20 protein-coding genes and 1 pseudogene are annotated in these 25091 nt (G+C 67.0%); 10 read left to right on the top strand and 11 right to left on the bottom strand.

What is annotated here, in order from left to right; translation table 11 throughout:
* Positions 1-48: 48 nt before the first annotated feature.
* Together ACLBYA_RS12985 and ACLBYA_RS12980 are read left to right on the top strand one after the other, a co-directional pair.
* A complete protein-coding gene (locus ACLBYA_RS12985; RefSeq protein WP_447709816.1) occupies positions 49-1158 on the top strand; it encodes an LLM class flavin-dependent oxidoreductase in 1110 nt (369 codons plus the stop codon).
* The gene (locus ACLBYA_RS12980) at positions 1155-2249 is read left to right on the top strand and encodes an LLM class flavin-dependent oxidoreductase (RefSeq protein ID WP_447709815.1); all 1095 of its coding nucleotides are present in this window, start codon (positions 1155-1157) and stop codon (positions 2247-2249) included. The genes ACLBYA_RS12985 and ACLBYA_RS12980 overlap by 4 nt, the downstream gene beginning before the upstream one ends.
* 6 nt (positions 2250-2255) lie before the next feature.
* On the opposite strand, the gene ACLBYA_RS12975 is transcribed toward ACLBYA_RS12980, so the two are convergent.
* Positions 2256-2831 carry a type II toxin-antitoxin system PemK/MazF family toxin gene (locus ACLBYA_RS12975; protein ID WP_447709814.1) on the bottom strand — a complete coding sequence of 192 codons (576 nt, stop codon included), beginning with the start codon at positions 2829-2831 and terminating at the stop codon, positions 2256-2258.
* A gap of 21 nt (positions 2832-2852) precedes the next feature.
* On the opposite strand from ACLBYA_RS12975, the pseudogene lepA reads away from it, so the two are divergent.
* The 8 genes and pseudogenes from lepA (at position 2853) to ACLBYA_RS12935 (ending at position 12808) form a co-directional block, all read left to right on the top strand.
* Positions 2853-4773, top strand: a pseudogene (gene lepA / locus ACLBYA_RS12970) (translation elongation factor 4).
* Between the two features lie 53 nt (positions 4774-4826).
* Positions 4827-5540: a sensor domain-containing protein gene (locus ACLBYA_RS12965; protein ID WP_447709904.1), complete on the top strand. Its 714-nt coding sequence runs from the start codon at positions 4827-4829 to the stop codon at positions 5538-5540.
* An 87-nt stretch (positions 5541-5627) separates the two neighbouring features.
* Entirely contained in the window at positions 5628-6920 is a 1293-nt protein-coding gene (locus tag ACLBYA_RS12960) for an NtaA/DmoA family FMN-dependent monooxygenase (protein WP_447709813.1), read from the top strand.
* Entirely contained in the window at positions 6917-8302 is a 1386-nt protein-coding gene (locus tag ACLBYA_RS12955) for an LLM class flavin-dependent oxidoreductase (RefSeq protein WP_447709812.1), read from the top strand. Before ACLBYA_RS12960 ends, ACLBYA_RS12955 begins: the two co-directional genes overlap by 4 nt.
* A gap of 104 nt (positions 8303-8406) precedes the next feature.
* Complete coding sequence (locus ACLBYA_RS12950; protein WP_447709811.1) at positions 8407-9954, top strand: APC family permease; 1548 nt, start codon at positions 8407-8409, stop codon at positions 9952-9954.
* A gap of 8 nt (positions 9955-9962) precedes the next feature.
* On the top strand, positions 9963-10922 hold the full coding sequence (locus ACLBYA_RS12945; protein ID WP_447709810.1) for a GNAT family N-acetyltransferase: 960 nt from the start codon (positions 9963-9965) through the stop codon (positions 10920-10922).
* A 10-nt stretch (positions 10923-10932) separates the two neighbouring features.
* On the top strand, positions 10933-12153 hold the full coding sequence (locus ACLBYA_RS12940; protein WP_447709809.1) for an acyl-CoA dehydrogenase family protein: 1221 nt from the start codon (positions 10933-10935) through the stop codon (positions 12151-12153).
* Positions 12154-12268: 115 nt separating this feature from the next.
* On the top strand, positions 12269-12808 hold the full coding sequence (locus tag ACLBYA_RS12935) for a class I SAM-dependent methyltransferase (protein ID WP_447709808.1): 540 nt from the start codon (positions 12269-12271) through the stop codon (positions 12806-12808).
* A gap of 12 nt (positions 12809-12820) precedes the next feature.
* Here the strand turns inward: ACLBYA_RS12935 and ACLBYA_RS12930 are convergent, their stop codons facing one another.
* From ACLBYA_RS12930 to ACLBYA_RS12885, 10 genes are all read right to left on the bottom strand, one after another.
* A complete protein-coding gene (locus ACLBYA_RS12930) occupies positions 12821-14587 on the bottom strand; it encodes an ABC transporter substrate-binding protein (protein WP_447709807.1) in 1767 nt (588 codons plus the stop codon).
* Between the two features lie 12 nt (positions 14588-14599).
* Complete coding sequence (locus ACLBYA_RS12925; RefSeq protein WP_447709903.1) at positions 14600-15589, bottom strand: ABC transporter permease; 990 nt, start codon at positions 15587-15589, stop codon at positions 14600-14602.
* Positions 15590-15591: 2 nt separating this feature from the next.
* A complete protein-coding gene (locus ACLBYA_RS12920) occupies positions 15592-16530 on the bottom strand; it encodes an ABC transporter permease (RefSeq protein WP_447709806.1) in 939 nt (312 codons plus the stop codon).
* Positions 16527-18143: a dipeptide ABC transporter ATP-binding protein gene (locus tag ACLBYA_RS12915; RefSeq protein ID WP_447709805.1), complete on the bottom strand. Its 1617-nt coding sequence runs from the start codon at positions 18141-18143 to the stop codon at positions 16527-16529. The genes ACLBYA_RS12920 and ACLBYA_RS12915 overlap by 4 nt, the downstream gene beginning before the upstream one ends.
* Before the next feature lie 81 nt (positions 18144-18224).
* Positions 18225-19442 carry a GNAT family N-acetyltransferase gene (locus ACLBYA_RS12910; RefSeq protein WP_447709804.1) on the bottom strand — a complete coding sequence of 406 codons (1218 nt, stop codon included), beginning with the start codon at positions 19440-19442 and terminating at the stop codon, positions 18225-18227.
* The gene (locus ACLBYA_RS12905; protein ID WP_447709803.1) at positions 19439-20536 is read right to left on the bottom strand and encodes an LLM class flavin-dependent oxidoreductase; all 1098 of its coding nucleotides are present in this window, start codon (positions 20534-20536) and stop codon (positions 19439-19441) included. The genes ACLBYA_RS12910 and ACLBYA_RS12905 overlap by 4 nt, the downstream gene beginning before the upstream one ends.
* A complete protein-coding gene (locus tag ACLBYA_RS12900; RefSeq protein WP_447709802.1) occupies positions 20533-21912 on the bottom strand; it encodes an LLM class flavin-dependent oxidoreductase in 1380 nt (459 codons plus the stop codon). The genes ACLBYA_RS12905 and ACLBYA_RS12900 overlap by 4 nt, the downstream gene beginning before the upstream one ends.
* 1 nt (position 21913) lies before the next feature.
* The gene (locus tag ACLBYA_RS12895) at positions 21914-22183 is read right to left on the bottom strand and encodes an ANTAR domain-containing protein (RefSeq protein WP_447709801.1); all 270 of its coding nucleotides are present in this window, start codon (positions 22181-22183) and stop codon (positions 21914-21916) included.
* A gap of 132 nt (positions 22184-22315) precedes the next feature.
* Positions 22316-24163, bottom strand: a complete 1848-nt coding sequence (locus ACLBYA_RS12890; RefSeq protein ID WP_447709800.1) for a family 2A encapsulin nanocompartment cargo protein cysteine desulfurase — start codon at positions 24161-24163, stop codon at positions 22316-22318.
* Positions 24150-25073: a family 2A encapsulin nanocompartment shell protein gene (locus ACLBYA_RS12885; protein WP_447709799.1), complete on the bottom strand. Its 924-nt coding sequence runs from the start codon at positions 25071-25073 to the stop codon at positions 24150-24152. Before ACLBYA_RS12885 ends, ACLBYA_RS12890 begins: the two co-directional genes overlap by 14 nt.
* Positions 25074-25091: the final 18 nt, after the last annotated feature.

Genomic DNA, 25091 nt, shown 5'->3' with positions numbered 1-25091 from the left:
CACGGGGCCCGCGGTGGGGACCGTGCCGCGATATGCCACGGTGAAGTCATGTCACAACGACCCGGCAGCCACGCCAAAACCGGTGAGCTGGTTCATATTCGACCACGTTTCGGGGTGTGGGCCAATGTACACGGCACGATGGCCGCGCTAGGCCATCCCGAGGATCCGGTCGACGCGTCCTGGCCAAGGGTCCGCGATCAGATCCTGCTGGCCGAACGGCTCGGCTTCGACTCGACGCTCATCGCGCAGCACACCATGAACCCGCTCGGGGAGGACCTCGATCAGCTCGACGCCTGGAGCGCGGCGGCCGCGCTGGCGGCGCTGACCGAGTCCATCGAGATCATCGCCGCGGTCAAGCCGTCCATCATCCACCCGACGATCCTGGCCAAACAGGCCCAAGGCATCCAGGAGATCAGTGGGGGACGGTTCGGCGTCAACGTCGTCAACGCCTGGTGGATACCGGATCTGGAACGGTCCGGGATCGGCATGCTGGAGCACGGAGAGCGTTACGTCTACGGCACCGAATGGCTGCACGCCGTACGGCGCCTGCTGTCCGGCGAGCGCACCACGCTGCGTGGAAAGTATTTCCAGATAGACGATTTCGTCATCCACCCCAGCGGTGACCGGCCGCGCATCTACCTCGGTGGCGAGTCGGAGCAGGCCCGCGCGCTGGCCGCCGCCGAGGCGGATGTGCTGTTCCTCAACGGTCAATCGCCCTCGGATGCGCGCACCTTGCTGGCCGATGTGCGCCGACGGCCCCGTGTCGGTGCGCCGTTGCGATTCGGGATGGCGGCCTTTGTGGTAACCGCGCCGACCGCCCGGGAAGCCGCCGAACTGATGCAGTACCACTGGGAACTGCAAGCGGCCGACAAGGCCGGCGCCGGCGACACCATCGACCGGTTCAGCCGGGACACCGACCCGGCATCACCCATGTGGCAGCGGCTCAGTGCGCTTCCCCATGTCGGACCGAACGGTGGCACCGCGGCGGGGCTGGTCGGTGATCACGACACCGTCGCGCAGCGCATCGTGGACTGGTTCGACGACGGTATCGAGACATTCATGTTGGCATTCCAGCCCTTTGAGGCCGAGATGGAGCGGTTCGCCGCCGAGGTGATACCGCGCGTCGAGCACCTGCTGGAGAAGGCGAAGGCGTCATGACCCCGAAGTTCCACTGGTATCTGCCCACCCACGGCGACACCACCACCATCGCCGACAACCGGGGCGGCGCCGCGACACGGTCGCAGTCGCACCTGCAACCGACCTTGGAGAATCTGACCGCCCTGGTGCGCACCGCCGAGGAGTTGGGGTTCGAGGCGGCGCTCACGCCCACCGGATCGCATTGTGAGGATTCCTGGCTGGCCACCGCGGCGCTGGCCCAGCACAGTGAGCGACTGAAGTTCCTGGTCGCCTTCCGGCCGGGTGTGCTGTCGCCGACGCTGGCCGTCCAGCAGGTCAGCACGTACCAGCGATTCACTGGAAATCGGTTGGCGCTCAACATCGTCACCGGCGGTGACGATGCAGAGATGCGCCGCTACGGCGACGACGTCGACAAGTCGGCCCGGTACCGGCGCACCGCGGAGTTCCTGGCGGTGGTGCGCGGCGCATGGAGCAATCCGGAGTTCAGCTTCCACGGCGAGTTCTACGATATCGAGGCGGCACGCACCGCCTACCCGGTGCAGACCCGGCCGACGATCTATTTCGGTGGCTCCTCGCCGGAGGCCATCGAGGTGGCCGCCGAGCATGCCGATGTCTACCTGACGTGGGGTGAGCCGCCGGAGCAGGTGGCCGAGAAGATCGAACGGGTGCGGGCCGCGGCGGCCCGGCGCGGCCGGACGCTGCGGTTCGGCCTGCGATTGCACACGGTGGCCCGGCCCACCGACGCGCAGGCCTGGGAACGGGCCGCGGAGTTGATCGCCGGTCTGGATGCCGACGAGGTGCGGCGCGCGCACGAGCGGTATCTGTCCAGTGGTTCGGAGGGGCAGCGTCGGATGGCCGCCCTGACCACCGGGGACCTGGTCGACGCGCGCAGTCTGGAGGTGCATCCCGGTCTGTGGGCGGGTCCCAGCCTGTTGCGTGACGGCGCGGGGACCGCAGCCGTCGGTAGCTACGAGACGGTGGCGGGGGTGTTCGCCGAGTACGAACAATTGGGTATCAGCGAGTTCGTCTTGTCGGGTTATCCGCAGGCCGACGAGATCCGCCATGTCGGGCAGGGCGTGCTGCCGCTGGTGCGGGCGGGCGTGCCGGTCTAGGGGAGATCAGCTCCAGGAGAACTCGGCGCGCAGCCGGGTGGCGATCAGTTCGAACCGTTCGCGGTCCAGGATGGCGCCCTCACGCCGGATGCCGTCCTCGGGCACGTCGAGCACCCGGTCCAGCCGCACCCAGCTCGGGCGGCCGTCGTAGTCCCAGTTGCCGGTGCCGATACCGATCCAGTCGGCGTCCTCGGCGTGGTGGGTCTGGCTGGACAGCATCAACCCGAGCAGGGTGCTGCGGTCGCGCCCGACGACGAGCACCGGGCGGTCCTTACCTCTGGTCGGGTCGTCCTCATAGACCACCCAGGTCCAGACGATCTCACCCGGGTCGGCCTGTCCGTCCAGGTCGGGGGAGTATTCGACGCGCCGGGCCCGATGCGCTGTCGGCACCCCGGTGTTGGTGACCGGCCGGCCGGCCGTGATCGCGGTGGGTTGTTGCTGCTGCGCGGCCGCACCGGCCAGGGCCTCCAGCCCGAACTGGATGACCCGCTCGGGCTTGGGCAGCTGGCGGATCAGCTTGGGAGCTTCCTTGAACACAATGTTCTCCGCCAGGCGTTGAAAGGCCTTCCACTGGGACGCCATGTGACGAGCATAGGTCTTGCGATTGTGAAGCGAGCGCCTGCTGTCGATACGCTGGACCCACCTATCGTGCTGTCACCAGGAGATTCCCATCAGTAGTTTCGCCGACAAGACGTTCACTGCGCCGGCGCAAATCCGGAACTTCTGCATCATCGCGCACATCGACCACGGCAAATCGACCCTGGCCGACCGGATGCTGCAGCTCACCGGCGTCGTCGACGACCGGTCGATGCGCGCCCAGTACCTGGACCGGATGGACATCGAGCGCGAACGCGGGATCACCATCAAGGCACAGAACGTGCGGTTGCCGTGGAAAGTGGGCGACGAAGAGTTCGTGCTGCATTTGATTGACACGCCTGGGCATGTTGATTTCACCTATGAGGTGTCGCGCGCGCTGGAGGCCTGTGAGGGTGCGGTGCTGCTGGTCGACGCCGCACAGGGCATCGAGGCGCAGACACTGGCCAACCTGTACCTGGCGCTGGACCGCGGACTGACCATCATCCCGGTGCTCAACAAGATCGACCTGCCGGCCGCCGACCCGGACCGCTACGCCGCCGAGATCGCGCACATCATCGGCTGCGAGCCGACCGATGTGCTGCGGGTGTCCGGTAAGACCGGTGTCGGTGTCACCGAGCTGCTCGACGAGGTGGTCCGGCTGGTCCCGGCGCCGGTCGGCGATCCGGACGCCCCCACCCGGGCGATGATCTTCGACTCGGTCTACGACATCTACCGCGGCGTGGTCACCTATGTCCGCGTCGTCGACGGCAAGATCACCCCGCGCGAGAAGATCGCGATGATGTCGACCGGCGCCACCCACGAACTGCTCGAGGTCGGCATCGTGTCCCCGGAACCGAAGGCCTCGGTCGGCCTGGGCGTCGGCGAGGTGGGTTACCTCATCACGGGTGTGAAGGACGTCCGGCAGTCGAAGGTCGGCGACACCGTCACCACCGCCCGCAAGGGCGCCACCGAGGCGCTCACCGGCTACCGCGAACCGAAGCCGATGGTCTACTCGGGGCTGTACCCGGTGGACGGCTCGGACTACCCGAACCTGCGCGAGGCGCTGGACAAGCTGCAGCTCAACGATGCGGCACTGACCTACGAGCCGGAGACCTCGGTGGCGTTGGGCTTCGGGTTCCGCTGCGGCTTCCTTGGCCTGCTGCACATGGAGATCACCCGCGAGCGCCTGGAACGCGAGTTCAATCTCGACCTGATCTCCACCTCCCCGAACGTCGTGTACCGGGTGGAAGAAGACGGAACACCGCCCGGGACTCCAGCGCTGATCGTCACCAACCCGTCGATCTGGCCGGAGGGCAAGGTCCGGGCCGTGCACGAGCCGATCGTGAAGACGACGGTGATCGCCCCCAGTGAGTTCATCGGCACCATCATGGAGCTGTGCCAGGCCCGGCGCGGGGAGCTGCAGGGCATGGACTACCTGTCCCCGGAGCGGGTCGAGCTGCGCTACATCATGCCGCTCGGCGAGATCATCTTCGACTTCTTCGACTCGTTGAAGTCCCGGACCCGCGGCTACGCCAGCCTCGACTACGAGGAGGCCGGTGAGCAGGAGGCCGACCTGGTCAAGGTCGACATCCTGCTGCAGGGCGAAGCCGTCGACGCGTTCTCCGCGATTGTCCACAAGGACGGTGCATCGGCCTACGGCAACAAGATGACCACCAAGCTCAAGGAACTCATCCCGCGCCAACAGTTCGAGGTGCCCGTGCAGGCTGCCATCGGATCGAGAATCATTGCCCGCGAGAACATCCGGGCCATCCGCAAGGACGTGCTGTCCAAGTGCTACGGCGGTGACATCACCCGTAAGCGCAAGCTGCTGGAGAAGCAGAAAGAGGGCAAGAAGCGGATGAAGACGATCGGGCGCGTCGAGGTTCCGCAGGAGGCCTTCGTCGCCGCGCTGTCCACCGACGCGGCCGCGGACAAAGCAAAGAAGTGACCGTGGCGGGGGATAACCGCGCACTCGCGGACGGCATCGGTCAGAATGACGCGGTGAAGACCGCCGGATCGCCGCGTGCCCGCCATGCCCTTGTCGCCGTGGCGATCGGCTGCGCGCTGCTGACCGGCTGCAGCAGCACCATCAGCGGCCAGGCCGTCCGCGACCCGGACGCCACACAGCTCGATGTGCCGCCGCTGGCCGAGGGCGACCTCGACGACGTGCTGGTCTACATCGAGGACATCAACGACATCATGGGGTCGTCCACCATCGAGGTGAGCGGCGAGCTCGACCAGATGGTCGACCACTCCCGCGATGTCGACAACCCGGACTGCCTCGGGGCGATCTTCGGCGCCGAACAGCCGGTGTACGGGGACAGCGGATACACCGCGGTGCGCGACCAGGTGTCGCGCGAGCCCGACGAGGACAACGCACACTGGGTCGAGCAGACCGCGGTGCTCTACCCGTCCGCCGACGATGCGCAACAGTTCTTCGACGACTCGCAGGCGATGTGGGAGAACTGTGCCGGTACCTCCATCGGCATCGACGACGGCACCGACACCTACACCTGGCAGATCCAGGATGTGACCGCCACCGACACGGTGCTCACCCAGATCACCGCGCAGGATGACGCGAACGGCTGGGAGTGCCAGCACGCGCTGTCGTTCGTCTCGAACGTCACCGTCGAGGTCTGGGCATGCAGCTACGGCGCGGGTGACGAAGCAGCCGAGATCGCCGCGAAGATGGTGGAGAACGCCGCAGAGAAGTGACCGGGAAGGTCCTCGGACGCTATTCCCTTTGAGTCTCAACGCGTTTAAACCGTTTCAACCGATCCGGCCGTCAGTACCGTCCCCTCGGTGACTCGTGAAGTACATCTGCTGGCATTCGGCAACACCCGCTCGGCGGGACCTTGGCGGCACCCTGACGCCGACAACAGCGTCGCCGGGGTGCGGCGACGGCTGATCGACCGTGCCAGGATCGCCGAGGCCGGCACCTTCGACGCCCTGTTCTTCGCCGACGGCCTCAACTACGGTCCGCCGGCAACGTGGGCGTACAAGACCACCGAGGACTTCGAACCACTGACCACCACCGCGGCACTGTCATCGGTCACCGAGCGGATCGGGCTGGTGGTCACCGGCTCGGCAACGTTGGCACACCCGTATCACCTTGCTCGGCAACTTCTTTCACTGGACCATCTGAGCCTGGGGCGGGCAGGGTGGAATCTGGTGACCAGCTTCGCTCAGGCGGCTGCCGACAATTTCAGTGCCCGCGGTGTCGTCGATCACGACGAGCGCTACCAGATCGCCGAGGAGGCCATCGAGGTCGTCAAGAAACTGTGGCACTCCTGGTCGGCGGACACCATCATCGCCGACCGTGCCACCGGAGTGTTCAACGATGTCAGCAAGATCGTGGTACCCGAGTACCACGGTCGCTACTTCGACATCAAGGGTCCGATCGGTTCCGCCCGGTCGTCACAGGGTCAGCCGGTCATCTTCCAAGCCGGGTCCTCCACCACGGGACGGACATTCGCGGCCACCCATGCCGAGGTCATCTTCACCAGCCATGCCACCGCGGCGCGCGGGAAGGAGTTCTACCGACAGATCCACGCCGAGGCACGCGCACTCGGTCGTGCCACGGCCCCGCTGATCACCCCGTCGCTGCGCTACGTGATCGGTTCCACCGAGGACGAGGCTCGCCGCGCCGAACGCGACGAGTACCGGTACTTCAGCCCCGAATATCAGGCCGGCTGGCTGTTGGAGGTCGACGTCGACGTGACGGGCGCCGACCTCGACGGCCCGGTGCCGGCCTCGGCGTTCCCGGAGCGCACCGAAACCCACCAGACCGCACTGGCCGGCTATCGGGCATTGGCCACCGACGGCAATCCGACCGTCCGCGAATTCCTGTACAAGACGGTCAACGGTTGGGGTGCATCGGTTGTCGGCACACCGGAACGCATCGCCGATGAGATCGAGGACTGGTTCACCCGTGGTGCCGCCGATGGGTTCGTGCTCCGCGACAGCGGTCTGCCCGGGCAGGAGGAGTTGTTCGTCGAGCAGGTCGTCCCGGTGCTGCGCAAGCGCGGCCTGTTCCGGCACGAGTACACGGGGAGCACGCTGCGATCGCATCTGGGGCTTGAGGTTCCGCTGTGAGCTCGCCGTTCGTCCTGGCGGGTTTCACCATGTCGGTGCCCTCGCACGGCAACTTCGGCCTGTGGCGTCATCCCGCAGATCAGACCTCGCGCTACACCGACCTGCGGTACTGGGTGGAACTGGCACAGTTGCTCGATACCGGCGGTTTCGACGCGCTGTTCATCGCCGATGCGGTGGGCCAACTCGACGTGTTCGGTGGCAATGCCGATGCCGCACTGGCACACGGCGTCCAGACACCGGTCACCGATCCGCTGCTGGCGGTGTCGGCGATGGCCGCCGCGACGACACACCTGGGTTTCGGCATCACCGTGTCGACCACGTACGAGAGCCCGTATCTGCTGGCCCGTAAATTCAGCACCCTCGATCACCTGACCGGTGGCCGGATCGGCTGGAACATCGTGACCTCGCTGCTGGACAGTGCGGCCCGCAACATCATCGGCCGCGACCGCCAGATCCCGCATGACGAGCGGTACGCCATCGCCGGTGAATTCCTGGAGGTCGCCTACAAGCTGTGGGAAGGGTCCTGGGAGGACGATGCCGTCCAGGCCGATCGTGACCGCGGTATCTACACCGACCCGACCAAGGTCCACGCGATCGCGCATGAGGGCAGGTACTTCCAGGTCCCCGGAGCGCATCTGGTCGAACCCTCGCCACAACGCACCCCGGTCCTGTTCCAGGCGGGCACCTCCACGGCGGGCCGCGAGTTCGCCGCGCGCAATGCCGAACTGGTCTTCGCCAGCGATCCGCGCCCCGAAGCGCTCCGCGCCAATATCGACGATATCCGCAGGCGTGCCGTCGGCCACGGCCGCAGACCGGAGTCGATCAAGTTCCTGACATCGGTGGAAATCGTGGTCGACAGTACCGATTCGGCGGCCCAGGCCAAGGCCGCCGAGCTGTCCCGGTACCACGACCTGGAATCCGGGCTGGTGCTGTTGTCGGCGCTCAGCGGTGTGGACTGGTCGCAGTACGGAGTCGACCGCCCGATCGAGCAGTTCGACACCGATGCCAGCCGATCCATCCTGGCTGCCGTCAACGGCAGCGAGCGTCAGCGAATCACCCTGCGCGACTACGCCGGCGGGCTCGGTGGTTTCGGCGGCTCCCTGTTCGTCGGGTCGGCGCAGACGGTGGCCGACGATCTGGAGGCCTACGCCGAGCGCACCGGGGTCGACGGGTTCAACATCGCCTATCACGTCACACCCGGCAGCTTCGCCGATGTCGCCGACTACCTGATCCCGGAACTGCGTCGCCGCGGCCGGGCGCGGGATGCCGGCGGGCCGACCACCCTGCGCGAGAGGCTGTTCGGGCACTCCGCGTTGCTGCCCGACGATCATCCCGGCGCCGGCTTCCGGTTGGCGAAAGAATCGCGCCGATCCGATAGCTGACGCCTGAGACAGTTCTCAGGCATTGTTACCACCACATCAATTCGAGATTAGAACGACTGTGCGGCAGGCGAATCCATGCCGCACAGGGTAGGAAGGCGGGCGCCATGTCCACACCTGAATCGGTCGAACTGGGGGGTCGATCGTTATCCAAAACCGAAGATCAAGGACTCGAACGTGATGCGCTGGGCTTCTGGGGGGTCTTCGCTCAGGGGTTGGCAGCGGCGGCGCCCAGCGTTGCGGTGGCATCGGTTCCGTTCATGCTGTTCCTGGCCGCCGGGAAGGGCGCAGCCTGGGCGGTGATCATCGGTCTGGTCATCGTCGTCCTCATCGCCACCACGATCAGCTTCCAGGCCAAGCGCACGGTGTCCTCCGGGTCACTGGGCACCTACACCGGTAACGGCCTGGGCCCGGGCTTCGCGTACGCGGCCGGGTTCAGTCTGCTGGTCGGCTATATCGGCTTCGCCGTCACCGGAACCCTCGGTGGGGTGCTCTACCTCGACTCCTTCCTGGAATCCTTCGGCGTCGGTTCGCAGGCAACCTGGTTCAAACTGCTGCTGGTCGCCGTGATCGTCGGTATCGGTGTCTACCTGCCCTACCGTGGCGCCGCACTGGCCGCCCGTTACGAGCTGATCTTCGAGATCATCGCGGTTGCCACCATTCTCGTCATCATCGTCGCCTCTTATGCCAGCTACGGCTGGCGGATCGACTGGGAGCAGTGGGATCTGGGCCACCTGACCACCAGCGCCACCTTCATCGCCGCCGTGTCGGCGGTGGGCTCCTACGCCGGGTTCGAGAGTGTCGCGTCGCTGGGTGCCGAAGCCAAGGACGCGCACAACACCATTGCCCGTTCGTTGCTGCGGGTCGTGCTGCTGCTCGGCGTGCTCTACATCATCGCGACCTATCCGCAGGTGCTGTTCTTCGACGGCATCAACGGCGACGAGGCGGTGCTGCCGCAGCTCGCCGACGCCTCCGGGGTTGCGTGGATCAACCACGTGATGAGCGGCGCCGTCGCGATCGCGTTCATCGTGTTCGTCACCGCGGTCACCACCGCGGCCGCGCGCTCGCTGTTCACCTTCGCCCACGAAGGTGCCCTGCCCAAGGTCTTCGCCAAAGTGCATCCGGTGCACCGCACCCCGTGGGTCGGCGTCGTCTTCATCGGCGTGCTCGCATTCATCTTCGCGGTGGTCGCCACCATCAGCTCGGCCGGCCGGCTGGTTTTCGAGGTGTACGGCGGCTACGTGGCCACCTGGGGCTTTCTGATCAGCTACCTGCTCGTGGTGATCGCTACGCCGATCTGGCTGTACAAGATCAAGGCGCTGACCCCGCTGCGTCTGATCGTGTCCGCCGCGGCGACGCTGGCACTGGGTTACGTCATCTTCAGCAACTTCTACCCGGTGCCCGAGTTCCCGTTCAACATCCTGCCCTTCATCTTCGGTGGCATCCTGCTGGTCGGCCTGCTCTGGTACTGGTACCTCAAGGTCACCGATCCCGAGGTGGCCAAGCGGGTCGGCACCATCCAGACGCTGTCGGAGTCCGAGCAGCAGCGCCTGGTCGAGGAGGGCATCGTCGATGTGCTCGAACACCAGGATGATGCCGACCCCGACATCGACGGTGATCCACAGGCCCGCCGCGACAAGGAACCGGTGGCGTAGTGACCGTCGTGACCGATTCATGGACAGTCGAATCCGCGACCGCACTGCACCATCCGCAACTGGCCGATTTCCTCGCCACCACACGAGGTCTCGGCGGACGTAAGTTCGCCGCCGACTCCCGCGATATCGCCGAACAACTCGCCGGTGCCTTCCCGCAGGCAGTATGGGTGGTTCGGGACGAGGTCGGTCTGGTGCGCGGATACTCGGCGTTGCACCAACCGCACGGATCAGAACCCGAGATCGTCGCCGATTTCGTCTTCGACCCGGCGGCCCCCGCCTCGGTGCTCGACGGTGTCGTCGCCGACACGGTGCGCCGCTTCACGGCCGAAAGTGTGGCCCTTCCGGGGGCGTATCTGCGTACTTTCATCGGCGCCGACCAGCAGTCCGCCATCGACGCGCTCATCCGGCGTGGTGCGCGACCGGAGGGTCAGTTCATCAGAACCCGGAAGTCGTTGATCACCGAGGATCCTCGCGCACTGGAGGTGGCCACCCTAGACGGTCTGACCCTGCTCACCTGGGCCGAGGTGGTGCAGCGCGGCCTGCTCGAGCAGGTGCGCAAGCTGCAGTACGACACCTTCCTCGAGCACTTCGGCAACATGTCCAAAACACCGGAGATCTTCGCCCATCACATCGCGAGCCGTTCTTTCACACCGGATTTCAGCAACGCCGCGGTGACCGGAGACGGTCGGGTGGTGGGCTACGTGCTGGGCTCCACCTATACCTACCTGGACAACGGGCGACAGGAACAGTCGGCCCACACGGACTACATCGGGGTGCGCAGCGATCACCGCAAGCGGGGGATCGCCGAGTTCCTGCTGCGCAAGGTCTGGTTGGCCGCCCTGCGCCGCGGCCTGACGCTGGCGTCGCTGGGAACCGACATCCACAACCGCAGCAATGCGCACCTGCTCTACGAACGGCTCGGCTACCGGGCTGTGGAGCGCCAGTCCGCGTACCGCATCGACTCCTGACAGGAATCACATGAGCACCGTCACAACCTATCTGAGCACGCCCACCGCGGATCTGGACGACCTCCGAGCCCGGTTCCAACCCGTCTTCGACAAGATCGCCGAAGGCAATCGCGAACGCGAACGGGACCGGGTATTCCCACACGAGCAGGTCAAGCTGCTCAACGAGGCGGGGTTCGGGACCTTGCGGATCCCCTTCTCGCGCGGCGGATTCGGTGCCTCACTACAACAGACCTTCCTGTTGTTGGCCGACCTCGGCGCCGCCGACTCCAACGTCGCCCACATCTGGCGCAACCACCTGGCCTTCGTCGAGGACCGGCTCAATGCACCGGTATCGGAGACCAATGACGTCTGGATCGCCCGGTTCCTGGACGGACAATTCGTCGGCGGCGGTTGGACCGAGGCGAACAATGTCACCCTGGCCAACCTGGTCAGCACGGTGACGGCCGAGGATGACCATTTCCGTGTCACCGGCGCAAAGTTCTATGCCACCGGCAGCCTCTACGCCGACTGGCTCGATGTCCTCGGCCGCGGCGACGACGGTGAACTGCTCACCGCGCTGGTGCGGGCCGACGACCCGGGGGTATCGCTGATCGACGACTGGGACGGGTTCGGTCAGCGCACGACGGCAAGTGGTAGCGCGCGCTACGACAGCGCCCGCGCCGATTCCGGAGACGTCTTCCCTGCCGCGGAACGCTTTGCGTACCAGGGGCACTTCTACCAGACCGCGATGCTCTCGGCGCTGTCCGGCATCATCCGGGCCGCGCTGCGCGACGGTTCGTCGGCGCTGACCGGACGCAAGCGCAACTACCCGCAGGGCTTGACGCCGGTGCCGTCCGAGGATGCCCAGCTGCTCGCCGTCATCGGGGAGGTCTCCGCCGATGCGTTCGCCGCCGAGGCGGCGCTGTCCCAGGCCGGTGCCGCGCTGGATCGCATCCACAGCGACGGGGCGAATGCCGCGCGCCGGCTCGTCGACGCCGAGGTCGCCGTCATCCAGGCGCAGCTTGTCATCATCGCCGCCGCGCTGCGCGCCACCACGGCGATTTTCGACGCGCTGGGCGCCTCCGGGGTGTCCGAACAGCGCGGACTGGATCGGCACTGGCGTAACGCCCGCACGCTGGCGTCCCATAATCCACGCGTCTACAAAGCCCGCATCCTGGGCGACTACCTGATCAATGGCAAGGACCCGGTCTCCAACTTGGCGGCGCTCGGCCGCGGCGGGCAGGGGAACTAGCCAGTCCGTTCTGATGTCGCCCTGACAGCGCCGTCATGCCCACAGAGAGCTCTTCGGTGTTGTCAGGGCGACATTGTGTTCGGGCCTGATGTGTCCGTGGGCATAGGCTGGGCCGGTGAGCGCGCAGGACCGTGACCGCTGGGATGCGGTGTACAACGCTACGGTGCCGGCGCCCCCAGCACTGCCCGCGGTGTTCGCAGCACACGAGGCTCGGTTCCCCATCGTCGGTTCCGCCCTGGAGATCGCCTGCGGTACCGGTGCGGCATCGGTGTGGCTGGCGCGGCGCGGGCTGCGCGTACATGGTGTCGACGTATCGACGACCGCCATCGCCGCGGCTCGCGGACTGGCCGGAAAAGCCGGCGTCACAGCACGATTCGACACCTTCGATCTCGATGGTGGGCTACCGCCGAGCGATCCCGTGGAGGTGCTGCTGTGTCACAAGTTCCGTGACCCTGCCCTGTACGGCCCGATGATGGCCCGGCTCAAGCCCGGTGGGCTGCTGGCGGTGTGTGTGCTCAGCGAGGTCGGCGCCGCGGCTGGTCGATTCCGGGCCGCGGCCGGCGAGCTTGAGCTGGCCTTCGCCGAGCTCGATGTGATCGCGGCAGGGGAGGGCGGCGGGCAGGCCTGGGTGCTGGCACGCAGGCCTGCCCGCTGACCCAGTTCGGGACTACCCGGTGACCGCGATATTGGTGATGTCGCCGCTGTTGCCCAGCGACTGCCAGGTCCAGTTGGTCACCCTGTCCGATGTGGGCACCGACTTCACCCGCTCGATCAGCGGGAACCAGGCCAGATCCTCGGTGGCGATCTTGTTGGCCTCCTGCCAATCCGCCGTCGGGTCCTCGGCGGCGAACGCCCGCGTCACCGCCGCGTTGAGCGCAGGGTTGTCGTAGGTCACACCATTCCAGGTGCCACCCGGGGCGAACTCGGAGTCCAGCCAGCCGCCGAGCGTCATCCGGGCGCTGTTGCCCTGCCAGTCCGGGGTCCAGTTGGTGATCGCGAGGTCCCACTGATCCAGCTTCGACTGGTCGGCCAGGAAGGAACTGAACGCACCCCAGCCGTCACCGGGGATCGGGGTCAGCCGCACTGTGATGCCGGCCCGCTCCGCCGCGGCCTGGACCGAGGTGGCGATCTTCTCGAACTCCGGGGTGGTGCGGTAGGCGACATTGACCGTCAGGTCCGACTTGCCCGCCTGGGCCAACAGCGCGCGCGCCTTGTCCGGGTCGCCCTTGTCGTCCGGGGTGGGGTAGGGGTTCTTGTCGTTGTAGCCGACGATGGTCGACGTCAAAATCTCGTTGCTGGGGATCGCCGAATCCGGGCCGCCGAGCCCGCGCACCACATCGGCCCGGTTCAGGGCGTAGTTGAAGGCCTGGCGGACTCGGAGGTCCTTGAACGCTTCCTGCGCCGGCGTTTTCGGCTCCGCCGGGTTGTTCCAGCTGACGAAGATCGCCGACCCACTGGCCGACTTGTGCAGGTGATCGGGATCGGTCTGCTTGTACTGGGCGATGACGTTGGCCGGGTAGGCGCGGACGTAGAGTCCGATATCGGCGGTGCCGGTCTGCAGCTGCTGGCTCGCGGCGTCGGCCGAGGCGACCGTGGTGTCGAAGACGATCTTGTCGGCGTAGGCCTTTCGCGGATCACCTTCGGCGTTGTAGTCGGGCACCTTGGCCAGCGTCAACTGCTTGCCCGGGTCGTAGGACTCGATGAAGTATGGCCCGCTGGAGACGTAGTTCTGGCGGAACTCCAGGCTGTCGGCGAAATACTTCGACACCACCTCCTGCGGCAGAGGGGTGACGAAGTTCAGCGTCAGGATGTCCAGGATATCGCTGGCAGGCTGGGTCAGAGTCAGCTGTAATGTCTTGTCGTCCAACGCCTTGAGTCCACTGATGTCATGAGTGTCGATGAACTGGTTCACCGCGGCCAGGTCGCCGGTGGGGACCTTGGCGAACTCGTCGGAGTATTCGGTGAAGCCCTCGAACAGCGCGTTGTAGTAGGTGATGGCACTGACCTGGGCGTTGGGATCGGGGAACCGCTTGACCGCGTAGACGAAGTCCTGCGCGGTGATCGGTCGGGTGCTGGCCCCCGAGAAGTTGACGTCGTCGCGCAGGTGGAACGTATAGGTCTTGCGGTCGGGGCTGATATCCCAGCTCTGTGCCAGGTCCGGTACCACCTCGGTGTCGTCACCGATGCTCTCCGGATTGCCGGCATAGGTGACCAGCTGGCGGGTGGTGGCGCGGATGACCTGCCACGACTCGGCGGAGTAGGCGATCAGGGGGTCGAGGGCGTCGACATCGCCGACGGACGCCACCTTCAGTGTGCCGCCGGACAACTGGGTGGGGTCGGTGGGCGCCGCGGAGTCCTGACCGGTGCCGCAGGCCGCCAGGATCAGCGCAGCCGTCCCGGCCAGCGCGATGAGCGCCCGCTTCGAAGTTCTCATATGTGCTCCTTGCTACTTGCCACTACGGGCGTGGGTGATGATGTCGACGACCGAGGTGGCGACGACGAAGATGACGGCGCCGAGCAACGTGCAGCCGATGACGACGGGGGCGTCGCCGTTGTTCGCGGCACTGACCGCCAACCGGCCGACTCCGTCGAGACCGAAGATCTGCTCGGTGATGATCGCGCCGCCGAGGATGGTGGCGAACTCGATGGCTCCGAGGGTAAGGATCGGATTGAGCGCCGCCGACAGCGCGTGGTTGAAATACACGCCGTTCGGGCCGACGCCTTTGGCGCGCGCGGTGCGGATGTAGTCCTTGCCGGCCACCTCCAGCACCGAGGCACGCACCACTCGCTGGAACAGACCCACCTGGGCGATCACCAGCGTCAGCCAGGGCAGCAGCAGATGTCGTGCCCATTCTGTCGGTGACTCCGTCAGCGCGACGTAGCCGCCGCTCGGGAAGAACTTCACCCCGGCCAGCGACAGTTGGTAGTAGAGGACGAAGAGCAGGATCACACCGGTGACGAAGGTCGGGACCGACAGGAACAGGTACGAGATGCCCGAGGTGACGGTGTCGAACCAGCCGCCGGGCCTACGCGCGGCGTACACACCGAACAGCAACGACAGCAGGATCCAGGCCACCAGCGCGCCGACCGCAAGGCTGACGGTGGCCGGCAGCTTCTCCAGGATCAGGCCGGTCACCGGCCGCTGTTCGCGGTAGGAATAGCCAAGGCTCGGCGGCCAGTTCAGCAGGCCGGTGGGGGTGCCCTTGATTTCCGGGCCGGTCACCACGTAGTGCCACAACTGGACGTACCAGGGTTCGTCGAGGTGCAGGCTCTTGGTGATGGTTTCGACGGTCTCCTCGGAGGCGTTCTCCGGGGCCAGCATCCGGCCGGGATTCTGATAGGCGACCTTGGTCAGGCCGAAGGTGACCAGCACGACGGCGAACACGGTCAGCGCCATCCGGGCCAGCCGGGCGGCGACAAAGTGGGTTTGCAGCATCGTCACCCCACCGATCCCGGGTCGAACCGGCTGCGCAGGCTGGTGCTCAGGATGTTGAACCCGAGGACGGTGATGAACAGTGCCGCCGCAGGGGCGATCAGCATCAGCGGTTGTGGTTGGTACAGCGCGGAATCCTGTGCGTTGGCGATCATGGTGCCCCAGCTCGGCGTGGGTGCCTTGATGCCGACACCGAGGTAGGACAGCGAGGCTTCGGCGATGATGTTGATCGGCAGCTGGACGGCCCAGTAGATGATCACCGTCGGAGCGATGTTCGGCAGGATCTCCCGGACGATCACCCGGGTATGCGAGCTGCCGGCGCCGACGGCCGCCAGCACGAACGGTCTGGCTTTGATCTCGATCACCGAATTGCGCACCAGCCGTGCGAAATACGTCCAGGAGAACAGTGCCACCACGCCGATCACCACCACCACCGGATCGACCAGGGTGGTACCGGCGGTGCCGCGGTTCAGGGTGACGACACTGAGGGCGGTCACCAGGAACGGGAATGCCAGCGCGATGTTGGTCAGCTCGGAGAGCACTGCGTCGGTGCGTCCGCCGAAGTAGCCGCCGACGAGTCCGACGACGACGCCGACCACCATGGCGATGGTGGTGGCCGGGATACCGATGCCCAGAGACACCCGCGCGCCGTACAGGGTGCGGATGAACACGTCGCGGCCGCTGCCGTCGGCGCCGAGCAGGAAGCCGTTCCCGCCGGTGATGGGAAGTCCTGCGGCGTCCAGGGTTTCGTCGGGGAACTGTTCGTTGGGACCGTGCCCGACGATGGCCGCCACCAGCGGGGCGGCCAATGCGGCCAGGACCACGAGGGCCACCAGCACCGAACCGGCCACCAGGCCGGGATCGGCGAGGAAGGACCGCAGTCGGCCGCGCCCCGTGGGGCCTACCGCGACTGCGGTGGCGGGTCGCGTCAGCAACTGGCTCATGAGGCGGGCTCCGTCACCCGGGGTACCGCGTCCAGCAGGGTGCGGGTGTAGGCCGACTGCGGTGCGGCGAACACGTCGGCGGTGGAGCCGGTTTCGGCGACACCGTCGGGGCCCAGCACGATCACTCGGTCGGCGATCGTGGACACCACGCCGAGATCGTGGGTGATGAACAGGAATGCGGTCTGCTGCTCGGCGACCAAACGGCCGATCAGTTCGACGATCTCGGCCTGCGTGGTCACATCGAGTGAGGACAGCGCCTCGTCGGCGACGATCAGCGCCGGCGACAATACCAGGGCACGGGCGATCGCGACACGCTGACGTTGACCACCGGACAGTTCGGCGGGGCGGCGGTCCAGCAGGCCGGCGGGCAGCCGGGCAGCGTCGGCGGCCTCGGTGACCTTGGGCCCGACGAGCGCGCGGTCGATGCCTTGGGCGAGCAGCGGTTCGGCCAGCGACCGGTACACGGTGCGGCGCGGGTTGAGGCTGGCATACGGGTCTTGGAACACCAGTTGCACTGTGCGCCGCGCGGTCTGGGATAGTGGCGGCACACTGTCGTCGACGGCGGTGGGATAGCGGGTGCCCGCCAGGGTGATCTCGCCGGCGTCGGCGTACTGCAGGCCGGCCACGATCCGGCCCACCGTGGACTTGCCGGACCCGGATTCTCCGACCAGTCCGACGATCTCGCCGCGGCCGATGGTGAAGTCCAGGCCGTCGACGACCGTGCGGCGCTCCTTGCGGGAGCGGTATGACTTGCGCAGCCCGGTCACCTGCAGCAGCGGCGCACGCTCCAAGGGCGGGCGGGGCGCGACGTTGGCCACGTCGTGCAGTCGGGCGGCCGCCAGCAGTTCGCGGGTGTAGTCCTCGGTGGGCGCGTGGTAGATCTGGTCCCGGGGACCCTGCTCGACGACCCGACCGTCGCGCACGACCACCACGGTGTCCGCGACCTGGTGCACGACACCGAGATCGTGGCTGATGAACACGATGGCGGTGCCGTGATCGCGCTGTAGGCGGCTCAACAGGCCCAGGATGCCGGCCTGCACACTGACATCGAGTGCGGTGGTCGGTTCGTCGGCGATGATCAGTGCCGGGTTGAGCGCGATCGCGATGGCGATCATGACCCGCTGCCGCATCCCGCCGGAGAATTCGGCAGGGTAACTGCCATAGGCGGATTCGGGGTCGGCAATACCCACCTCGTCGAGTAGTTCGACGACGCGCCGGCGCCGGGCACGGCGGTCACCGAACCGGTGGATGCGCAGCACCTCGTCGATCTGTGCGCCGACGGTCTTGAACGGGTGCAGGTTGCTCTGCGGGTCCTGGAAGACGAACCCGATGTCCCGGCCGAGGGTCCGGCGCAGTTGGCGCGGACGCAGCGCCAGCAGATCCCGGTCCCGGAACCGGACCGTGCCGTCGATATCGGCGTTCGGGCCGAGCAGGCGGGTGGCGGCGAGCAGCGAAACGCTCTTGCCGGAACCGGATTCGCCGACGATCGCCAGCGTCTGACCGTCGTCGACGGAGAAACTGAAGGACTCGACGGCCCGCACCGCGCGTCGACCGATGGCGCGGTTTCCGGCGTGCAGAGTAACGGCGAGTTCAGAGACGTCAAACAGCGCCATCGCACACCAACATGGTGACAATGATCAACCAATGGTCAAGCGCTGCCACCGGTTTGGATCAGAGCGAAGTTATTCGCCGGGTCAGAAATAAATGCCGGAGTGTGGCGCCTGCGACACCGCGAACAACTCGTCGGCCACCGGCACGGCCTGCTGTTCGGATAACTGGACCAGACCGGTCAGGGCGAGATCGCGCCAGGAGGTGCCACCCAGGAGTGCAGCCCCCAGGGCCGCGATATCGGCGACGAGTTGTGCTGGGGCAGAGGTGGTCTGAACCCCGCCCGCGGAGATCTCATAGGTCCCGGTGTTCCGGGTCAGCACCGGGTCCTCGATACGCAACGTCAGCGTCTGCGCTCCCGAATACGTGCGGCGGCTCAGCGCGGTGGCCACATCGACCACCCGCAGCCAGGTTTCGTCACGCAACCCGGTGATCCGGGCGGCGCGCCGGTCCTGCAGCAACCAGGGCAGCGGGCTGTCGGTGGGAGCCAGGTGGAAGATCAACCGGTCCACCAGATCCAGGTCGAGCAGGAACCGCAGCAGACCCAGGTAGGCCTGCTCGGTGGGGGCGAACAGGTCGTCGACGACGACGGTGCGCTGGTCGCTGGTGAACCAGGCGTCGGCATCGACCGGGTGGTAACGCACAAACCCAGTTTCTTCACCCTGCTGTCCATGCACCGCAACAAATCTCGCGCCTGGACTGGATTCGGCACGCACCTGCTGGTTCAGCCACCAGGTGGCGTTACGGTCGGTCGAACCAGCCCGCGGACCGCGGTTGGCCGCATAGATCCGGGGCAGCACATCCCACTCCTGTCCGGGGTCGACCAACCGCACGGGTCCGCCGGCCGCGACACCCGGTCGCAGCGCGGCGCGGTCGGTGCGGACCTCGATGGTGGCCGTCGTGGTCGCGACCGCGTAGCCGAACCGCTCGTAGATGGTGGCTTCCGATGCCCGCAGTGACGCGACCACCTCACCGCGGTCGGCGATATCGCGCAGCTGGTGGTGCAGCAGCGCGGTGGCGATCCCGCGCCGGGTGTGCGAGGGCGAGACCCCGACATGGGTGACCGCGGCGTGGCTCACCCGGGCGCCGCCGGGCAGGGTCAGGGTGCTGGTGGTGGAATCGGCGGTGGCGGCCAGCCGTCCGTCGACGAAGACGCCGAGGGTGCGGCCCGGCTCCAAGAGCTTGCCGATCAACCCGCGCTGCTGCTCGCTCAGCGGTGGGAAGCCGATCATGGCGGTGCGAAAGAGGTTGCCCGCCTCGATGAGTTCGTCATCGGAGGACAGCACCCGGATGTCGAACGTCACACCAGACCCCGCTCGTGCAGCACTGCCTTCGCTCCCTCCGCGAACCAGAACGCCTCTTCGATATGTGGCTGGCCGGACAGGATGAAATGGTCGATGCCCAGCTCGTGGTACTCGGAGATCCTATCGGCCACCTCGGTATGGCTACCCACCAGCGCGGTGCCCGCGCCACCGCGCACCAGCCCGTAGCCGGCCCACAGGTTCGGGGAGATCTCCAGGTTCGAGGTTCTACCGTTGTGCAAGGCGATCATCCGCTGCTGACCCACCGACTGCGTGCGGGCAAACGTCTGCTGGGCGGCTGTGATGCGCTCTCCGCTGATCGCGGCCAGCAGCTGGTCGGCGTGCGCCCAGGCCTGCTCGGAGGTGTCGCGGCTGATGACGTGCAGCCGGATCCCGAACTGCAGCGTGCGGCCGTAATGCGCTGCCCGGGAACGGATGCGTTCGATGCGCTCGGCGATCTGGGCCGGTGTCTCACCCCATGCCAGATACACGTCGACGTACTGCGCGGCGACCTCCTCGGCAGCCGGGGAGGCGCCGCCGAAGAAGATCTGCGGCGGATCCCAATCGCCGTAGTCGATATGTGCGCCCTCGATGCGGTAATGGTCACCGGTGAAGTCGAAACTCGGATCGGTGCCGACCCCGCGTAGCACCCGGAGAAACTCCGCGGTGCGACCGTAGCGCTCGTCATGGTCGAGGTGGTCCCCGTAGCGGGCCTGCTCCACCGGGTCGCCGCCGGTGACGATGTTGAGCAGCAGACGTCCGCCGGAGACCCGTTGAAATGTCGCGGCCTGGTGGGCGGCCAGGGTGGGGGAGATGAAGCCGGGCCGGAACGCCACCAGGAACTTCAGCCGCGAGGTGGTCTGGCTCAGCGCCGCCGTGGTGATCCAGGCATCTTCGCACCAGGTGCCGGTCGGGGTGAGCACCGCCTCGAATCCCAGCAGTTCGGCGGTGCGGGCCACCTCGCCGAGGTAGCTGATGGTGGGCGGGCGGATACGACTCGCCGACGGGCCGGCGACCCGATCCGCATCATCGCCCGAACCGACGATCTCGCGGCTGTCGCCGTTGGTCGGCAGATACCAGTGCAGGTGGATGGTCATCGCAACTCCAATGCCTCGCGGTAGCGCGCCGCCGGATGGTCATCACGCACCCGTGCCCGACCGGTCAAGCGTTCCCGCAGGGTGACCCGGCCGCTCGGGCGGGGACGCAGCCGGCCGCGCCGGTCCAGTTCGGGGACCACGAGTTCGGCGAAATCGCGGTAGCTGTCCGGGTTGACGATGTGGATCAGGTTGATGCCGTCGGTGCCGCTGTCGGCCAGCCAGCGCTCGAGCTGGTCGGCCACCGTCGACGGGGTGCCGACCAGGGTGTGTGACCGGCCGAACTGATGGGCCGGCGCCAACGCCTGCCGCAGCGTCCAATCCCGGTCGGCGTCGGCGAACATGCTCAGCAGCGAGCGGTTGGAGTCGGTGTCGTGCTGGCCGATGGGGGTGTCGAGATCCTGTCCGGAGAAGTCCACACCGGTGCTCGCCGAGTAGTGCGCGAGCGCACCCTCCACACTGAAGTAGGTCTGGAAGTCGGCGAGTTTCGCGCGTGCACCCGTCTCGGTGTCGTCGACCACCACCGACACCGCGCTGATGAAGGTCAGTGATTCCGGGTCACGGCCGTGCTCGGCGGCCAGCGCCTTCGTCTTCCCCACGTTGCGACGGATCCCCGCTGCGTCGGCGCCGGCGACGAAGATGGTCTCGGCGTGCTGTGCCGCGAACTGCTGTCCGCGCGGGGATCCGCCGGCCTGAAAGAGCACCGGGGTGCGCTGGGGACTGGGTTCGGACAGATGTGCGTCGGGGACGGTGAAGAACCGTCCGCGGTGCGCGATCCCGTGCACCTTGGCCGGGTCGGTGTAGATGTCGCGCGCGCGGTCCCGCACGACGGCGTCGTCCTCCCAGGAGCCTTCCCACAGCTTGTAGGTGACCTGGAGGAATTCCTCGGCGCGCTCGTAGCGCTCGTCGTGCGGGATCTGCCGCTCCAGGCCGAGATTGCGTGCGGCACTTTCCAACTGCGAGGTGACGATGTTCCAGGCGATGCGCCCGCCGGTCAGGTGGTCCAGCGTGCTGAACTTGCGGGCCAGCAGGTACGGGTGCTCGTAGGTGGTGGACACCGTGACCCCGAACCCGAGGTGGGTGGTGACTGCCGCCATCGCCGAGACCAGCAGTAGCGGATCGCTGACGGGGGACTGGGTGCCGGTGCGCAGCGAGGCCTCGGCGCTGCCCGCATAGGTGTCCAGGAGCCCCAGCGCGTCGGCGATGAACAGCGCGTCGAATCTGCCGTCGTCGAGGATGCGGGCGAGCTCGGTCCAGTACTCGATGGTGTTGTAGCGGTGCGTCTGATCCCGCGGGTGCCGCCACAGCCCGTAGTTCACATGGGACACCGCGTCCATCGAGAACGCGTTGAGGACGACCGGCGTTGACGTTTCCGCCACGTCAGGAAACGACGGCGGCAGGCGCCGAGCGGCGCCGCGCGACCAGATCGCCCCAGGCGGCGAAGGCTTCGTCGTGGCCCGCCGAGGATCCGCCGCCGGCCAGTGCGGCCAGGCCGGTGGCGATGGCGCCGATCCCGATGCCGGTGTCGCGGACGACGCCCACCAGTTCATCGAAGGCGGCGCGCTCCGAGCAGCCCCGCAACCCGACCAGAATGCCGACGGCGACGTCGATCTCCCGACGTGAGGTGTGTGCTCCGGCGCGATAACTCATGGGCTCCATGATCGCTGCCGCCCGTCGGCCTGCCCAGAATTAACCGCGAGCAGACGCAAATGGTCGCTGTTTCGAACGAAACAGCGACCATTTGCGTTCCCCCGCAAGCGGGAGGTGCCCCCAGCTCGCGGGTTAGACGGAGCCCTCGGCAATCCGGCGGACCGCGTCGATGAACACGTCGATCTCCTCGAAAGTGTTGTAGAACGCGAAGCTCGGCCGCACCGTCGCCTCGAGGCCGAGACGGCGCAAGATCGGCTGGGCGCAGTGATGTCCGGCCCGCACCGCGATGCCCTCGGCATTGAGTGCCTTGCCGACCTCCAGCGGTTCGTGGCCGGCCAGTACGAACGACAGCACGCTGGCCTTCTCCTCGGCGGTGCCGACCAGTCGCACCCCCGGGATCGCGGCCAGACGCGGAGTGGCGTACTCGAGCAGCGCGTGCTCGTAGGCGGCGATCCGTTCGATACCGACTTTCTCCACGTACCGCAGAGCCTCACCCAGTCCGACGGCATCGGCGATGTTGCCGGTGCCCGCCTCGAACTTGTTCGGGATGCCTTGGTAGATGGCCCGATCCAGCGTGACGTCGGCGATCATGTTGCCGCCGCCCTGCCACGGCGGGGTCTCCTCGAGGGCTTCCTCGGTGCCGTACAGCACGCCGATCCCGGTGGGCCCGAAGATCTTGTGTCCAGAGAACACGAAGAAGTCCGCCCCGAGGGCCTGCACATCGAGCGGAATGTGCGGTATCGACTGCGCGCCGTCGATCAGCACCCGGGCGCCGTAGCGGTGTCCGAGTTCGACGATCTTCTCCACTGGCGTCACCGTGCCCAGTGCATTGGACACCTGGGTAGCGGCGACCAGCTTGGTCTTGGGTCCCAGCAGCTTCTCGAACTCGCCCAGCAGCAGATTGCCAGCGTCATCGACCGGCGCGACCTTGAGTACCGCGCCGGTGCGCTGCGAAAGAAGCTGCCACGGAACGATATTGGCGTGGTGCTCCAGGTGGGTGATGACGATCTCGTCACCCGGTCCCAGATGCTTGCCACCCCACGAGTAGGCCACCAGGTTGATCGCCTCGGTAGTACCGCGGACGAAGATTACCTGCTCGGACTTGGAGGCGTTGATGAACCGGCGTACCGCCTCGCGCGCATCCTCGTAGGCGTCGGTGGCCCGCGCCGCCAACTCGTGTGCCGCCCGGTGGATATTGGAATTCTCGTGGGCATAGAAGTAGGCGAGTCGATCGATGACCGCCTGCGGCTTCTGGGTGGTCGCCGCGTTGTCGAACCAGATCAGCGGCTTGCCGTTGACGGTCTCGTGCAGGATCGGGAAATCGGCCCGGATGGCATTGACGTCGAAGATCTCGTGGTCATCACGGATGGCCGGGACAGGCTCCGCGCCAACGAGGTTGGTGTCCGGTCGCTGTAGGAAGTAGAAGCCGTCGGCGTCCTGGGATGCCGGTGCGGATCCACTCCAGCCCAGATTCGGGACGTCCGGGACGGTGCCCGGCCACGTAGGCGCCGAACCGCGCTGGGGCGAGCGAAGCGACGGGGAAGGGTTCGGAGCGACCGGTGCGGACGGGGGAGCGGCCAAGACTCCCGGCGCCGTCGGGACCAGGCCCGCCGGCACGGCGAAACCCTCGAGGCTGCCGAAGGGATCGGCCGCGTTCCCTCGGGGCGCCACCGGCGCAACACCCGGCGGAAATCCCTCCGGCCCGGGCGATGTCGGTGCCGGAACGTTGACCTCCGGCACCGACACGAACTCCGCGGGCGTACCCGGATGCACAGCGCCCGCTGCGGTGGATCCCGCTGAGGTCGCCGTCGTCACATCCGGGGCCACGCCGCGCGGAGCAGCTTGCGTCACCGCCGGCGGGCTGTCCGGACCCGGTCGAAAGCTGGTCGCGAACAGCTGGTTGGCCAGCGCGGACAGCTCGGCCTCGCTTATCGGCAGCTCGCCCTCGGCATCCGCAGACCGATACTCACTTGTACTCATGGAAGTGGTCCACCGAGACGTCGTCGAGCACCGCCAGCGCATCATCGGTCAGCACCGCCAGCGACGAGTACAGCGTCACCAGGTAGGACGCGATCGCCGACCGGTTGATCCCGGTGAAGCGCACCGACAGACCGGGTGCCTGCTCGCCCACCAGGCCCGGCTGGAACAGTCCGACCACGCCTTGGCGCTCCTCACCGGTGCGGACCAGGATGAACTTGGTCTTGCCGTCGGTCACCGGCACTTTGTCGCTCGGCACGATCGGGATGCCACGCCAGGTGATGAACTGGGCGCCGAACAGGCTGACCACTGGCGGCGGGACCCCGCGGCGGGTGGCTTCGCGGCCGAACGCGGCCACGCCCAGCGGATTGGTGAGGAAGAACGCCGGGGTCTTCCAGACCTTGGTGATCAGCGAATCGAGGTCGTCGGGGGTGGGGGTGCCGACCCGGGCGGAGATGGTCTGCTCCGGGGTCACCTGCGACAGCAGGCCGTACTCCGGGTTGTTGACCAGTTCGTACTCCTGGCGCTCCTTGATGGTCTCGATGGTCAGCCGCAACTGCTGGGCGACCTGATCGTGCGGGCTGGAGTACAGGTCGGAGACCCGGGTGTGTACGTCGAGCAGCGTCGAGATGGACCGCAGGGTGTACTCCCGCGGGCTGGTCTCGTAGTCGACATAGGTCTCGGGCAGCGGGTCCTCGCTGCCGGTGCCCTCGTCGGCGTGGATGGCGACGCGGTCGGGGTTGACCACCCGGTTCACCCGGTAGATGCCGGCCTCCACCGGCACCCAGGACAGCAGGTGCAGCAGGAAACGGGGAGTGATGGTCGAAAGCTGGGGAACGGTCTTCGTGGCATTGGCGAGTTGCCGTGCGGCAAGATCGCCGAGTGCCTGCGATTCGTTCTGGGCAGACGTCATGGTGCTACCTCCGACGGA

The organism is Mycobacterium sp. C31M, assembly GCF_053345865.1.
Note: the sequence above shows the minus strand (reverse complement) of the source record. Positions and strands in the feature narration are given on the sequence as shown.